11 protein-coding genes are annotated in these 14,828 nt (G+C 56.0%); 4 read left to right on the top strand and 7 right to left on the bottom strand.

Annotated features, from left to right (window positions below; all coding sequences use genetic code 11):
* Positions 1-118: 118 nt before the first annotated feature.
* Genes ACXAE6_RS17270 through ACXAE6_RS17260 form a run of 3 tightly spaced genes read right to left on the bottom strand, consistent with a single transcriptional unit; the run spans position 119 to position 3,240 of the window.
* Positions 119-559 carry an aconitase X swivel domain-containing protein gene (locus ACXAE6_RS17270; RefSeq protein ID WP_475151910.1) on the bottom strand — a complete coding sequence of 147 codons (441 nt, stop codon included), beginning with the start codon at positions 557-559 and terminating at the stop codon, positions 119-121.
* Positions 559-1,833 carry an aconitase X gene (locus ACXAE6_RS17265; protein ID WP_475151907.1) on the bottom strand — a complete coding sequence of 425 codons (1,275 nt, stop codon included), beginning with the start codon at positions 1,831-1,833 and terminating at the stop codon, positions 559-561. Before ACXAE6_RS17265 ends, ACXAE6_RS17270 begins: the two co-directional genes overlap by 1 nt.
* Before the next feature lie 60 nt (positions 1,834-1,893).
* The gene (locus ACXAE6_RS17260) at positions 1,894-3,240 is read right to left on the bottom strand and encodes an FAD-dependent oxidoreductase (RefSeq protein ID WP_475151905.1); all 1,347 of its coding nucleotides are present in this window, start codon (positions 3,238-3,240) and stop codon (positions 1,894-1,896) included.
* Between the two features lie 182 nt (positions 3,241-3,422).
* On the opposite strand from ACXAE6_RS17260, the gene ACXAE6_RS17255 reads away from it, so the two are divergent.
* Positions 3,423-4,361 (top strand): LysR family transcriptional regulator, encoded by a 939-nt coding sequence (locus ACXAE6_RS17255; protein ID WP_475151902.1) that lies wholly within the window; start codon positions 3,423-3,425, stop codon positions 4,359-4,361.
* Positions 4,362-4,407: 46 nt separating this feature from the next.
* Here the strand turns inward: ACXAE6_RS17255 and ACXAE6_RS17250 are convergent, their stop codons facing one another.
* Positions 4,408-5,358 carry a LysR family transcriptional regulator gene (locus tag ACXAE6_RS17250; protein ID WP_475151900.1) on the bottom strand — a complete coding sequence of 317 codons (951 nt, stop codon included), beginning with the start codon at positions 5,356-5,358 and terminating at the stop codon, positions 4,408-4,410.
* Between the two features lie 217 nt (positions 5,359-5,575).
* Between ACXAE6_RS17250 and aceA the strand changes: the two genes are divergently transcribed.
* Both aceA and srmL read left to right on the top strand, forming a co-directional pair.
* Complete coding sequence (aceA, locus tag ACXAE6_RS17245) at positions 5,576-6,919, top strand: isocitrate lyase (RefSeq protein ID WP_475151895.1); 1,344 nt, start codon at positions 5,576-5,578, stop codon at positions 6,917-6,919.
* A gap of 299 nt (positions 6,920-7,218) precedes the next feature.
* Complete coding sequence (gene srmL / locus ACXAE6_RS17240) at positions 7,219-8,334, top strand: PheS-related mystery ligase SrmL (RefSeq protein WP_475151890.1); 1,116 nt, start codon at positions 7,219-7,221, stop codon at positions 8,332-8,334.
* A gap of 38 nt (positions 8,335-8,372) precedes the next feature.
* On the opposite strand, the gene ACXAE6_RS17235 is transcribed toward srmL, so the two are convergent.
* Complete coding sequence (locus ACXAE6_RS17235) at positions 8,373-9,236, bottom strand: isocitrate lyase/PEP mutase family protein (protein ID WP_475151886.1); 864 nt, start codon at positions 9,234-9,236, stop codon at positions 8,373-8,375.
* A 237-nt stretch (positions 9,237-9,473) separates the two neighbouring features.
* Here ACXAE6_RS17235 and rimO point away from each other — a divergent pair, with 237 nt between their 5' ends.
* On the top strand, positions 9,474-10,844 hold the full coding sequence (gene rimO / locus ACXAE6_RS17230) for a 30S ribosomal protein S12 methylthiotransferase RimO (RefSeq protein ID WP_475151881.1): 1,371 nt from the start codon (positions 9,474-9,476) through the stop codon (positions 10,842-10,844).
* A 66-nt stretch (positions 10,845-10,910) separates the two neighbouring features.
* On the opposite strand, the gene ACXAE6_RS17225 is transcribed toward rimO, so the two are convergent.
* Positions 10,911-13,415 carry a Kelch repeat-containing protein gene (locus ACXAE6_RS17225; RefSeq protein WP_475151874.1) on the bottom strand — a complete coding sequence of 835 codons (2,505 nt, stop codon included), beginning with the start codon at positions 13,413-13,415 and terminating at the stop codon, positions 10,911-10,913.
* 203 nt (positions 13,416-13,618) lie between these two features.
* Positions 13,619-14,707, bottom strand: a complete 1,089-nt coding sequence (locus ACXAE6_RS17220) for an Ig-like domain-containing protein (RefSeq protein WP_475151869.1) — start codon at positions 14,705-14,707, stop codon at positions 13,619-13,621.
* Between the last annotated feature and the right edge of the window lie 121 nt (positions 14,708-14,828).

Genomic DNA, 14,828 nt, shown 5'->3' with positions numbered 1-14,828 from the left:
GGCATTATGTTGCTGTTGACTGCTCACTGAAGTGAGTGCGCTGCGGTGACGTCCGATCAGTCACAACGCAGAAAATACAACCTCCTGTCGAATAATTTTTGCCACGGCGGTCACTCAATTAACCGGCGGCTTTGATAATGGTGAGTAGACCGGCATCGGCGTCGACCTTGACCCAGTCACCGGTATCGATCAGCGCATAAGGATCCTGCTCGAAATCGGTCATCGCCGGGACTCGGGTGACCACTGCACCGAGCGCCATCTTGGTGGTCATACGGGTAAACAACATGGCCGCCGGCGACACTCCATTGAGGCGCGTCATATGAAAATACGCCGACCAACCGGACGAGCCCTTGGCACCCGGAAAGAGCAGAATTTTGCCGGCGAACGACTGGCCCACCAGCTCGTGGCGACGCTCAATCACAGTGCCATCGCGCTCGGAAATCCCGCCCCAACCTGAGATGGTTTCGCGCGTCACCAAGGCTTCGCCTTCGGCGACACCGCCGACCACTTTGCGGCCGCTCAGGGTAATGGTGGTGCCGGTTTTAAGTGGCTCGCTCATCACACCAGCCCTCCATTCCACTGACCGGTTATGGCCGCATCAATGCACTGACCGACCGAGCCAAACCAGCCATCGATCTTGGCGATGGCAGGCAGATAGTGCGCTTGCTTGGCTGAGTCTGTCGCCATCACCCGAACGCCTTCGGGCAAGCGCCGGGAAATGGCCGGGCAGGTATCGCTCATCACCACACCACCGGCCGCTTCGATCACTGCCAGGTAGCCATTGCGCTCGGCCACACTCTTAATAGCGCGCGGCGTATGCACCCAGAGCTCCACATCGGCATGGATTTTTTTGCCGCGCAATAACTGCGCAATCAAGGCCATCTGTTCAATCGAATTGTGCGGGCAACCGAGCATGATGAAGTCGACTTTTGGATCAGTCGCGCACTGCAGTTTTTCGTAGATGTCACGACGTTCAGCCGCGCCATAACGAATAATTTCCTTGGGTTTATTGGGCCCAAACGCTTCTTCCAGGGTACGCGCTTCAGCGGTAACACCGGGGATGTGATACATCTCCACGCCACCGGAAGAGGCCGCCGCAGCACCGAAATGCTTCAGTTTAATCAGGTTGGGATGATGGCTGATGTTGTGCACCACCGGTTTGTCTTCTTCGACCATTTCGCCGATGAAATAACCGAGCAAACCCCAATCCATCATGTCATCGACATCGATATCCAAATCGATGCGGTAGTTGCCGTAGCGGTTTTCTTTAAGGTGATAACCCCAGTAGGGAATGCGGCCGGTTAACGCCGCTGCACCGGTGCTTTCTTTGCCTTCAACATTGGTGCGTGCCCCCAATACCGAGTTACAATAAATCACCGCTGAGGATTCCATCCAGGCGCAATGCTCGCCCAGTACCGGCACGTTACCGACCTGATAAGGCGTGCAGGTGGCGCACATATTAATGCCGCGTTCGCCGAGGTATTTTTCCGAAGCCATTTGCATCTTTACCAGGGCTTCATCGGCACCTTGAATGCGCCAGTTTTCGATATCGATACCGGTGATCAACTGAGTGGTGTTGACCGCCATATGGGGAATTTCCACCACTTCATCGCTGTCGAGATTAAGCTCGGAATAGACCGCATCGAAGCCTTTATCGACAATGGGTTTTACCGAGGGCGTCGAGGCATTAAAGGCACCGGCGACGTTGTTGGTTTCGATCAGCCGTTCGGCACCCACGGCTTCGCCGTAGCGCACCAGTAAATCCATGGCTCGCGCCTTGGCACGACCGTTGGCGCCGTCGAGCATGGCTTTTTCAAAATCAGTTAACTGCATGGTTCGCTCCGGCTGGGTTGGGCTTGGCTCTCAAGAGGCTTGCTATCAAGAGGCTTGCCATCAGGAAGCATCGACCTTGGAGGCCAGCTCCTTTTCGTCCCAGCGATAATGTTGTTGTTCTACGTTTTCAGCGACACGGCGGCGCATCTGATCCATATCGATCTGATGCACGCTGCCCGATGCTGACAGATCCAGCGCATGGGCGGCAGCCATACCCATCGCAATGCACGGTCCCATTACACGAACGCTCGACAGCGCCGCTGAATCGGCATCGATGCAGCGTCCGGCAGCGACCAGGTTGTCACACTCTTCGGGAATCAGGCTGCCCAGCGGTATGTAATGCACGTGGTCTTCATCGAAGGTGATCCAGTGGTGGCCGTCACTGTGATCGTGCAGTTCAATCGGCCAGGCGGTGCGGCCAATGCTGTCGTCAAACTTGATGCCGCTGGTCAGTTCGTCGACGGTCAGATGATGCCGGCCGACAATCCAGCGGGTCTGGCGAATGCCTGGCAAACCGAAGGAACGCACCCGGGATTGACCAAAACACTCCGGAAATTCCTGCTTTAAGAATTCGATGGCACGACTGGCCTGCTCTTTACCTTCCAGCGCCTTGGCGGAGGCTTCGACCGGATCGAGCGGAGTCTCGATATGAGTCATGTTCATCGCCGCTATACCACGGCCGGGAATGGTGAAACCCAGACCTTCACGGCGCACCAGACCGTAGTGTTCGCCGCGTTCTTTCAGCCGAGCGCCAATAACGTCGCGAGTCGGCTGACGCTCTTCGTCGATGTTCTCCAGCACCACCATCTGAGTGCCAAAGACGCCATTTTGAGCCGGTTCACGGCATGGCAAACCGGCCTGCCAGGCCAGGGCGGCGTCGCCACTGGCATCCACAAAGCCATCGGCTTCGACCGTGACACCGCCGTAGCGGGTCATAAAGTCAGCGCTGACCAGGCGTGAATTTTCCATACGGGTGTCGAGCAACATGGCGCCGAGCAGGGGCGTTACTCCAGTTTCCAAGACGCTTTGTTCAATCCAGCGACCGAGCGTGACTTCGTCGTAATAGACCACAGTAGTGTTGGGGCCGTGGCGGTAATAGATCGACTGATCGTGACGTTCCAGATAGCCGAGAATGTCGTCGGCAATGCCGTGGGTGAACTGATAGCCATGGGTGCCATTGGAGAACATGCCGCAAAAGGTGGCGATGATGGAATTCACCGCCTGGCCACCCAGCGCAGGTTGACTGTCCACCAGTATCACCGAGCGGCCCAATTTGGCGGCCTGCAGCGCCGCCGACATGCCGGCGATGCCGGCACCGACGACGCAGATGTCGGCGCGCAATGTCTTAAAGCCGGAAGTCGGGGTGCGACGCAACACCCGGGTTGCTGTACTAGGTCCAGATACCATGATTGTTCTTGCCTCTGACTGCTTTTCGAACGTCGCCCCGTCTCATTGTTATCGCTGTTGTTGCGGACGGTGACGGCTGTGAATACGTCCAGACTAGCCAGCGCTATCTTTTGGAAAAAGAGCTGTTTTAAGATAGGTCTTAACGCGATTCGCGAAAGATAACGATAAAACGAGGTGTCACCTTGGATACGCTGACCAACCTGAAAAGTTTTCTGACCGTGGTAAGAACCGGTAGTTTTTCCGCCGCTTCGCGGTCTTTGAACACCGTACCTTCGGTGATCACTAAAAGAATCAACCAGTTAGAGCACCAACTCAAAGTCACGCTGTTCAATCGTTCAACGCGAAAGCTGGAACTGACCGATGCGGGTGAGCGCTATTACCCTCGGCTGCTGTCGATCGTCACCGAAATGGATCATGCGTTGCAGGATTTGGCCACGGCTCGTTCGCCGTTGCAGGAGCGTTTGCGCATCAAGTGCCCCACTACCCTGACCATCCAATATTTCGGCGACATCCTGACCTCTTTCCAGAAAACTCATCCCGGCGTCAGCATGGAACTGGTGCTGATGGATCGATCGGTGAACCCGATCGAGGAAGGTTTCGATATCGCCATCGGCGCGCTGCCGTCGTCTTACGCCGATGTCATGGACATACCGCTGTGCCCGATGCCACGCATCCTGATCGCCGCGCCGGACTATTTAGCGCACAGCGAAGCGCCACAACATCCGCGCGATCTGATCGAACACGACTGCCTGACCTTTCTGGCCACCGGCACCAGTTGGTTTTTCGATGGCCCGAGCGGCACCATCAACGTCGACGTCAAACCCCGGGTCAGCGTCAATGACAGCCTGGTGTTGATGAATGCGGTGGAGAATGGACTGGGCATCGCCATGGTCGCCAAACACATCGCTCTGCCGAGCGTCAGCGCGGGCAAAGTGGTACCGGTGTTGGAGGAGTTCCCGGTGCCAGATTTGTGGGTCAAAGCGTTGGTGCCGCAAAACCGCCGCAGCAATCCGGCGGTGCAGGAAGCGATCAACTGGCTGAAGCAGGCGACGCAACCGACCTCGCCCTGGGACCGCTCCGCACCTCAGCCAGCCGCCGCAAACCAGAGCAGCGGTCATTGAAATTCAGATTATTTATTTCGATTATAATCAACATTCACATAATGAATTAGAATTCCGGTGCGATCACTTCTTCGGCCACTTCGTTGATCAAGCGGCGCATCCAGCGGTGTGCCGGATCGTGGTGCAGCAGCGGGCTCCACACCAGCTTGAGCTGAATGGGCGGAATCTCAAAGGGCGGCGCTTTTACCACCAGACGCGGGTTCTCCGCCTGCAGCAAGGCCGCGCGCGACGGCACTGTCAGCACCAAATCGTTCTGTTCCGAGAGCAACATCGCCGCCTGATAATGGCGCGTGAACACCGTGATGCGGCGCTTTTTACCGAGCTGGCGCAACACCTCATCGACCCAGCCCAGGCGCTGCACATCGCCCGGATCAACGCCAACGCTGACGCCAAAGCCGGTCTTGGACACCCAGACATGCTGGGCTTCGAGGTAATTTTTCAGGCTGAAGTTATCGAGAATGGGGTTGTCGCGGCTGACCATGCAGCAGAAGTCATCCTTCCAGACGGTGGTCTGGTGGAACGACTGGGGAATGGAGTTAAAGCGGTTGATCACCAGGTCGACCTTGCCCTGCTCGACGTCGAAAAAACTGACGTCGCTGGGCGTCATCAGATCGAGAATCACGCTTGGCGCAATCTCCCGCAAACGCCGTAGCAGCGGAGGAATCAGCGTCGATTCGGCGTAGTCACTGACCATGATGCGGAACACCCGGCCACTGGCGGCGGCGTCGAAATCGCTGCGTGGCCGCACCGCTCGTTCGATGTCCTGCAGCACGGTGCGCAGCGTCGGCTCCAACTGACGCGCCCGCTCGGTCGGCGTCATGCCTTCGCTGGTGCGAATCAACAGCGGATCGTCAAACAACACCCGCAGGCGGCGCAGGCCGTTGCTCATCGCCGGCTGGCTGATGCCCAGTTGATCGGCGGCCTTGGTGACACTGCGTTCGCGCAGCAGTACATCCAGATAGACCAGCAAATTCATGTCGATGCGATTCAGTTGCATGGCGATGTCCGTCGAAAAGGTCGCTTTATCCTAACCAAGCCAAACTCCATTCACCACAGGAATAGTGAAAATAACGATTATAAATTAGCCAAATTTTTCATCGAACCCTAAGGTGAATTTATCGCCGCCGACTGATCAAAAAATAATCAGAACGATTCCGGCAGCGACGGAACCCAAAACAACAAGCCGAATGGCAGCACAACCAAGAGGACTTCCGATGACTACCTCAACAACCGGAAACTACGATCGCCAGCAGGAAATCGATACCATCGCCCGCGACTGGGAAACCAACCCACGCTGGAACGGTATTCGTCGCAACTACAGCGCCGAAGACGTAGTGCGGCTGCGCGGCTCACTGAAACGCGACAACACCATCGCCACCCGCGGTGCGGAAAAACTCTGGCAACTGGTCAACGAAGGCGGCCGGCCGACATTCCGCCCGGACAAAGACTTCGTCAACGCCATGGGCGCTTTAACCGGCGGCCAGGCGGTGCAGCAGGTCAAAGCCGGCGTGCAGGCGATTTACTTATCGGGCTGGCAGGTGGCGGCCGACGCCAACTCCAGTGAAACCATGTACCCGGACCAATCGCTCTACGCCGTCGATTCGGTACCGACGGTGGTGCGCCGAATCAACAATGCCTTCGAACGCGCCGACCAGATTCAGTGGCAGGCGGGCAAACAACCGGGCGATGCCGACTTTGTCGACTATTTCGCACCCATCGTCGCCGACGCCGAAGCCGGTTTTGGCGGCGTGCTGAACGCCTATGAGCTGATGAAAAACATGATCCGCGCCGGCGCTTCCGGTGTGCATTTTGAAGATCAGCTGGCAGCGGTGAAAAAATGCGGCCATATGGGCGGCAAGGTTCTGGTGCCGACTCAGGAAGCGGTGCAGAAACTGACGGCTGCTCGTCTGGCGGCCGATGTTGAAGGCGTCCCTTCGATCATTCTGGCGCGCACCGATGCCAATGCAGCCGATCTTTTGACCTCAGATTGCGATCCTTACGACGCCCAGTTCCTGACCGGCGAGCGCACCAACGAAGGTTTCTACCGGGTACGCAACGGCATCGACCAGGCGATTTCCCGTGGCCTCGCCTACGCGCCCTACGCCGATATGCTGTGGTGCGAAACCGCAACGCCAAACCTGGACGAAGCCAAGAAATTCGCCGAAGCCGTGCGTAAGGAATTCCCCGATCAGCTGCTGGCGTATAACTGTTCGCCGTCGTTCAACTGGAAGAAGAATCTGGACGACGCCACCATCGCCAAGTTCCAGACCGAGCTGTCGGCCATGGGTTACAAGTTCCAGTTCATAACGCTGGCGGGCATTCACAACATGTGGCACGGCATGTTCAATCTGGCCTACAACTACGCCCGCAAAGACATGTCGGCCTACGTCGAACTGCAGGAGCAGGAGTTCCGCGATGCTGACAAGGGCTACACCTTTGTGGCGCATCAGAAGGAAGTGGGCACCGGCTACTTCGATGATATGACCACCGTTATTCAGGGTGGCAGTTCTTCGGTGACCGCCCTGACCGGCTCGACCGAAGAAGAACAGTTCGCCTGATGTCATTGGGCCTGTGACGGGCAGGCCCGTTCCCCCCTTGGCGCCGCTTGCGGCGCCTTTTTCGTTGACAGACCCAGCGCCATCCTTAGTATTAATCGCATGAACATCTGGATGCACACGCCACGATTTACTGACCTCCGAGCCTTGCAAAAGGGCGCGGCGGTCTGACTTTTCCTGTCTGAAAAGCCATCTCCGAGCCCCGGTTCGGAGGATTCCAAAATACCCATCCCCTGGGAAAAACAACCTGGAATGAATTGACCAAGGCACTGCTGTTTTGGTCTTGGCTTTTTGGAGACATCATGAACACCCTTCTCACTGCCCAACAGCTTGTAGCCGCGCTGTCGCTGCGCGATCTCAGTAATCCCGACCAAGGCCCGCACGGCATACAATTATTGCTCGACGCTATCGCCGCGCATCTCACCGAAACCTACCAGGCGCCCTTGCAGCGGCTGCCGGTTTCGCCCCTGGTCGCCGTCAAACAGAACTACGATGCCTTGGGCTATCCGCCCGATGGTCCGGCGCGGGAAAGCCGCTACAGTCGTTATCTGTCGGCCGACTGGATGCTGCGCACCCAAACGTCGTCCCTGGTACCGACCTGGCTAAAATCCTGGCCCGACAAAACTCCGCGTCGCTTGATGCTGCTGACCCACGGTCTGGTGTATCGGCGTGACAGCATCGATCGACTGCACTGCGCCGAGCCGCACCAGGCCGATATCTGGGTATTGCTGCCACGCACCGAAACCCTTGATATCCGCGCAGCAGTTAGCGATTTGCTACGCCTGGTGTTACCACAACAAGCACTTAGCCTGAGCGACTCGCCGCATCCCTACACCTGCGATGGCATTCAGGTGGATGCGTTATCGGACAAGGGTGAACTGGTGGAAATCGGCGAAGCCGGCATCATCGACCCGGATTTATTAGCGCGCTGCGGTTGGAACCCGGACGAAGTCACTGGTATTGCCATCGGTCTGGGCTTGGATCGCCTGTTGATGCTGCGCAAAGGTTTGCCGGACATCCGCCTGCTGCGCAATGGCGACCCCAGAGTGGCGCAGCAGATGCTGACGCTCGATCCCTGGAAGCCGGTGTCCTGGCAACCGGCAATTGAGCGTGATCTGTCCATCGCCACCGATGAGCTCATGGATGCTGAAACGCTGGGCGACCAAATCCGCCAGGCACTGCCGGAGCAGGTGGATTGGCTGGAAGCGGTCAGGGTGCTCAATGAGACGCCAGCAGCGCAGCTACCGGCGCAGGCGATCGAACGGTTGGGGCTAACGGCGGGTCAGAAAAATGTGCTGGTGCGCCTGACCATTCGTCACCCAACCCGCAGCGTCACTCAGGCCGAAGCCAATGCACTGCGCAATCGGGTGTATCAGGCGATTCACCAGGGCGAGGTAATGGCCTGGGCGGAAGACTGAGCCCGGCGCCTTTGCCTTTAGAGATGGGAGGTGAGTGGTTACTCACTCACCTTCATAAAGTCGCGCGCCCACTGGCGGTTTTCTTCCAAGGTGGAGTAACGCACCGACAATTCCGAAGCGTCCAGAGTGCCTTCGGCAATGCCACGTTGTTCGCGCAGGCAGTCGTAGGTGGCTTTGATGGCCGCGAAATAGGCCGCGTGGCCGTTGACGACGACGCGCACACCGTTACGCGCCAGACGTTCTCGGTCACGCAGTTCCGGGTTGTCGTAGGCGACCAGCATCAGCGGAATCGATACATGCTGAGCAATCTCTTCCAGATGCTCGAAATCTTTAATGCCAACCATGCAGATGCCATCGGCTCCGGCTTCCTGGTACGCCTTAACCCGTTCGATAGTCGCTTCAACGCTCAACTGGCCGGCGTTGGTGCGGGCAAAGATGCACATTGCCGGGTCGATGCGCGCATCCAGAGCGGCTTCGATTTTGCCAACGCCTTCATCCAGCGGGATCAGGTCCGTGGATTTGCGTCCGTATTTCGCCGGCAGCAAGGTGTCTTCAATGGTCAGTGCCGCCACGCCGGCGCGTTCCAGTTCGGTAATGGTGCGCATCACGTTCAAGGCATTACCGTAGCCGTGGTCGGCGTCAGCGATGATCGGCAGACGCGCGACGCGGCCGATGCGCGTGGCCTGCTCGACAAACTCACTGAGTGTGATCAACGCAAAGTCCGGTGCGGCCAGCACCTGCAGGGAAGCCACCGAGCCACCAAGAATGCCGATTTCAAAACCCAGATCCGCCGCAATACGGGCCGACATAGGATCAAAGGTGGACGCGGTATAAAAGCACTGATCGCTGTTTAACAAAGCGCGGAAGTCGTTGCGCAGATCGTGCTGGGAAGGGGTGGCCATACGGAACTCCTGAAACGGCAAATGCATCGAAAGGAAAAGAAACGCGCATTATAGGCGCAAGGTAGCGAATCCGTCAGTCGTGAACACAGCGTTTTTACTGACACTGGGCAATAACTGCCGTGCCTGAGCGTTAAGGAGTCTCGGATACGCTCGGTTTCCTTGCATCAGCGGTCTTGCAGCGAAACGCCGGGGGGCTACAATGGCGCTCCTTTTTTGACCACCGCAGCCGAGGCCGCCATGTCCGTCCAAAACCACGATCCCCGCGAAGGCCAGCCGATTGCAGGCAAACCAGGCGGCGCGCACGGCAAAGTCGGTTTTGTCAGCCTGGGCTGCCCGAAGAACACCGTCGATTCTGAACGCATCCTCACTCAGTTGCGCGCCGAAGGTTACGACATCGTGCCGTCGTACCACGACGCCGATGTAGTCATCGTCAACACCTGCGGCTTTATCGACTCGGCGGTGCAGGAATCGCTCGACACCATCGGCGAAGCGCTGGCTGAAAACGGCAAGGTACTGGTCACTGGCTGTTTGGGCGCTAAAGAAGACGACATTCGCGAAGTGCACCCGAACGTGTTGTCGGTCACCGGACCACACGCTTACGAGCAGGTGGTCAGCCAGGTACACGACGTAGTGCCGCCGAAGCACGATCCGTTTATTTCGCTGGTGCCGGATACCGGCGTTAAGCTCACGCCCAAACATTACGCTTATTTGAAAATTTCCGAGGGCTGCAACCACAGCTGCAGCTTCTGCATCATTCCGTCGTTTCGCGGCAAGCTAGTCAGCCGCCCAGTCGGGCAAGTGCTGAGCGAAGCCGAACGTCTGGTGAAAAACGGCACCAAAGAACTGCTGGTCATCTCGCAAGACACCAGCGCTTACGGCGTCGATCTGAAATACCGCACCGATTTCTGGAACGGCAAGCCGGTGAAAACGCGGATGAAAGAACTGTGTCAGGAACTCGGCCAGCTCGACGCCTGGGTACGGATGCACTACGTCTACCCCTACCCGCATGTTGACGACATCATCCCGTTGATGGCCGAAAACCGCATCCTGCCGTATCTGGACATTCCCTTTCAGCACGCCAGTCCGACGGTACTGAAAGCCATGAAACGCCCGGCGCATTCGGAAAAAGTACTGGAACGCATTCATCAATGGCGCGAGATCTGCCCGGACATTACGCTGCGCTCCACCTTTATTGTCGGCTTCCCGGGCGAAACCGAAGCCGACTTCCAGATGCTGCTCGACTTTATGGAAGAAGCCCAGCTCGACCGCGTCGGCGCCTTCCAATATTCCAACGTCGATGGTGCCGCCTCCCAAGAATTACCGGACCAGATCGACGAAGCCGTTAAACAAGAACGCTTTGATCGTTTTATGGAAGTTCAGCAACGCATCAGCGCCGCCAAGTTGCAGGCCAAGGTGGGTAAACAGCTCGAGGTGATCATCGATGAAGTGGTTGCCGAAGGCGCGGTGGGTCGCACCAAAGCCGACGCCCCGGACATCGACGGCCAGGTATTTCTCGATGGCCAGACCCAGTTAAAACCGGGCGATATTCTGACGGTCGAAGTTGAAGAAGCCGACGAATACGACCTTTGGGCGCATCCGGTGAGTTGATATTTTTCTGTCGTTTCTTTGCTTAAAAAACCCGGCTGAGTGCCGGGTTTTTTATTGGAGTAATGGTTATTGCTTGGGGAAGGTGAATTGGGTTTTTAGGCCCTTGCGCCAATGCAGGCCATCGGTGGAGCTCCAGACATCGTTGAAGACAACTCCATCACTTCCATCATTAGCGCCACCAATTACCATCATGCGGTCGTTATAGACCACCATTTGATGCGCTATACGCGCACCAAAGGCCGCCGTGTCAGTGACTTTCTGCCATCCTTTGCTCTCATTGAGCTTCCAAACATCGGATAAAGACGAACCATCGTTTCGCACGCCTCCAATCAACCAAAGCTCATCGTTATAGACAACGACCCGTTGATAAGTTCGGCCTACAACAGGTGTGTGGTCGATGCACTGATTCACAGCAGGTGTCTGGTTGGGGCTGCAAGACCATTTTTTCCAAGCGCCGCTCGCATCCATTGACCGCAGATCGTTCCCCAAAACCCATAGCTGATTGTTAAAAACAACCGCTGATTTATGAGAGTCGAAAACTATAGAACCATGGTCAGTTCTCTTGCGCCAAATACCTTGGGGCTCAAGCGCCCAAACTTCATTAGCAGAAGGTAAAACCCCGTCAGGACCCAAACCGCCAATCAACCAGAGCTTGTTATTAAAATTGACCAAGTAATGGCCTTCTCGTCCCGAAAATGCCGCCTGAGTGATTACCGTTTGATCAGTCCATTTCTTACCATCGGTTGAAGACCAGACATCAGCAAAAAAAGTCGTTTTACCGTCCTGGAGGGTCGAACCACCCACCAGCCAAAGCTGGTTATCAAAGACCGCAACTTGATGATGATTACGAGCGGGAAAGGCTGCGTTTGCCTGCTCCAAAGTCCAGTTAAGACCATCGGCTGATGACCAGATGTCATTGTGTGGCACAAATGAATCCCCACCTATCAACCACAGTCGCTCCCCCCGGCCGCTGCCATCGTCAAACCGCACAACCTGATGAAGTGAGCGAGCTGAGAATTCAGGTTCAATATTAGATGCTTGGATCCATATTTTGCCATCGGTTGATGACCAGATATCGTTTCCGTAACCTGCCTCGCCAAATCCACCAATCAACCAAAGCCGATCTTCCTGAGTCACGACCTGATGAAAGAATCGCGCCGGGAAAGCCGCTTGCTGCGTTTCCAATGTCCAGTCTTCACCATTTACGGACGACCAAATGTCTTTGGTATAATTCCCGGTTTGGACGTTCTGTCCAGCAATCAACCAGAGCTTATTGTTAAAAGCGACAACCTGATGGCCGAGGTAGCCCTGCAAGCTGGCATTGACGCTATGAGGCCTCCAGTTGAGGCCATCGCTGGATGACCAGATTTCTTTCTTTTCGGCCTCGGTGCCCGCCAACTGACCGACCAACCACAGTTGCCTGACCGCCGCGCCCGGTGGATCAAAGACCACTAAATGAAAATCTGACTTGGTGGGCAAGTTCAGACCGCTTGCCACACTGTCCCAGTTCAGGCCATCACTCGATACCTGCACCGTGCCGTTGTTATCGACCAGCCAGAGTTGTTCGCCTTTGTCCGCTACCGTGCCATCGTCATCAGGCGAATCAAACACCACCATTTGCGATGCCCATTGAGCTGAAAAGCTCACGTCCGTCTGCGGGTGTTGCTCCCAGATAACGCCATCGTCCGACGACCAAACTTCGTCGTAAGGCGCCGGGCCATCGTCATAGCTGTCGCCGCCAAACAGCCAAAGCCGGTTTTTAAACACCAGCAGATGGTGATTAGCCCGAGCGGCAAAAGCGGGCCCGCCACTTTTGGCTTGCGGCTGATGCTCTACCCAATAAGCCCCGTCGGATGAGGACCATACATCATCAGTTACTCCATTAGGACGCAGCCCGCCGACCACCCACAGCCGGTTGTTAAAATAGGCCGCAGGATATCTATATCTTGGCGAAAAACGATCAACATCCAGCACGGCTTCCGCGACTTGCTCGCCCTGCCTTAACTGAAAGACGCCCGGCGCTTTTTCGGTCAAGTTCGGTACGCGGCTGAGCAGGGGCGTTCCATTGCCCATCGTCAGGCTCGATACCGCGTCGTCACAGCGGGCGGGGAATTCAAAACCACAGTCAGGGTCGCTGGAACCATAAAGTTCAGTCCCGGCCATGCCGTCGGACAGGGTTAATTCACTGTTCTGTTCGCCGACCCAGGCACCCAAGGTCGCTGTCCGGTTCACTACATCCACCCGATAGCTATTCTGGGTGAATAAGAGACTAGCAGTGATGGTGGCGCTGCCGGCGGCTTTTGCCGACACCGTGCCCTGGCTATCTACCGTGGCCACCTCGGGGTTGCTGCTGCGATAATTTATGGAATCGGATCGGGAATTGACTGGGTTGACGTATTGGTCGCCGGTCACCAGCTTGGCAGTGCCGGTTCGGCTAAAGTTGAGATTATTGGAATCTGACCCACTGCAAGCGGCCAGAAAATATACAGAGACGATGCAAATGGGCAGCCAGACCAGCCGCCGCATTTTTCGAGATGGGGTAGGTCCCCAAAAGGGAATAGACGAACTCATGACCGGGCTCCTCACTCGGCTTGAATAGGAGCCGACATTGTCTCAGAGCATCGTGTTAATAATCGTTTTAACAAACGTTGTATTTGAAATGAGTTTCGGTAAATCGTTTAAAAAAACGAAAATAATTCGCCTCCATCCGTTGGAAGTTTATTAGCTAATAAAAAAACCCGGCTGAGTGTCGGGTCTTTTTATTGGAGTAAAGGTTATTGCTTGGGGAAGGTGAATTGGGTTTTGAAGCCCCGTCGCCAGTCTTTGCCATCAGGGTCTGAGGTGCGCCAGACGTCGTTGAAGCTAATGTTAGCATCAGCAACATCATCATCATCGAAACCATCAATAAGCATCAGGCGATCTTTAAAAACGATGACTTGATGACTGTCGCGGGCGCCAAAGACAGTGGTATCAACCACTTGCGTCCAGCCTTTGTCCTCATTGAACTTCCAAATATCGGCGAGTGAAAACCGACTGTCATAACCGCCGATCAACCAAAGCTCGTTTTTATAGACCACTGCCTGGTGATGACCATAACGGGCCGAAAAGGCAGGTCCATTCGATTCGGGTGCCCATTTTTCCCCGTCGGGCGATGACCAGGCATTATTTGTCTTAGTGCCATCCACTTCCACACTGCCGACAACCCTAAACTGGTTTTTAAAGTGAACGGCATGATGATCCTTGGTGCTGCTAAAGCGATCTACGCTCAGTGCCGCTTCGGCGGTCCGCTTACCCTGTCTCAGTTGAAATACACCGAAACGGTTGCTGAGCATGCCGGGCACGCCGCTGGTCAATGGCCCACCATTGCCGATGGTTAAACTGGATACCGCGTTTTCACACAGATTGGGCATTTCGAAGTCGCAATCCACTGCGCTCGATCCAAAGAGTTCGCTACCGGCCATGCCTTCGGAGAGCGACAACTCACTGCCGTTCTCACCAACCCAGGCGGTTAACGTCGCGACCCGATTGACCACGTCAACTTGATAATCAGCGCGTCTCGAACCGGCGCGGGCGGTGATGGTGGCGGTTCCTGCCATTTTGGCCAGGGCCGTGCCTTGGCTATCCACCATCACGACACCCGGGTTGCTGCTTTGATAGGTCAATCCCACGAAACTGTCATTGGCCGGGTTAGTGTATCGGTCGCCCACGACCAGCCTGGCCGTACCGCTGTGCGCAAAGCTGAGTACTTTGGGGCCATCGACAGTATTATCGTTGCAAGCGGCCAACAACAGCCCGGCTAACATGATCAGCAGCCGGCTCAGGAAAGGGTGTATGGTTGGAAACGGGAAAACTGACGAGCGCATAGTGAGGCTCCTCACTCGGATTGAATAAAAGCCGCTATCGTCTCAGGACATCATTTGAAAATTCGTTTTAAAAAGGTTTTATTTTAAATAAATATCGATGAATCGATTGAGAACCACAGAT

The organism is Saccharospirillum sp. ABV4_185 (assembly GCF_056159245.1).
The sequence above is the reverse complement of the archived record's forward strand: the minus strand, read 5'-3'. Positions and strand labels throughout refer to the sequence as shown.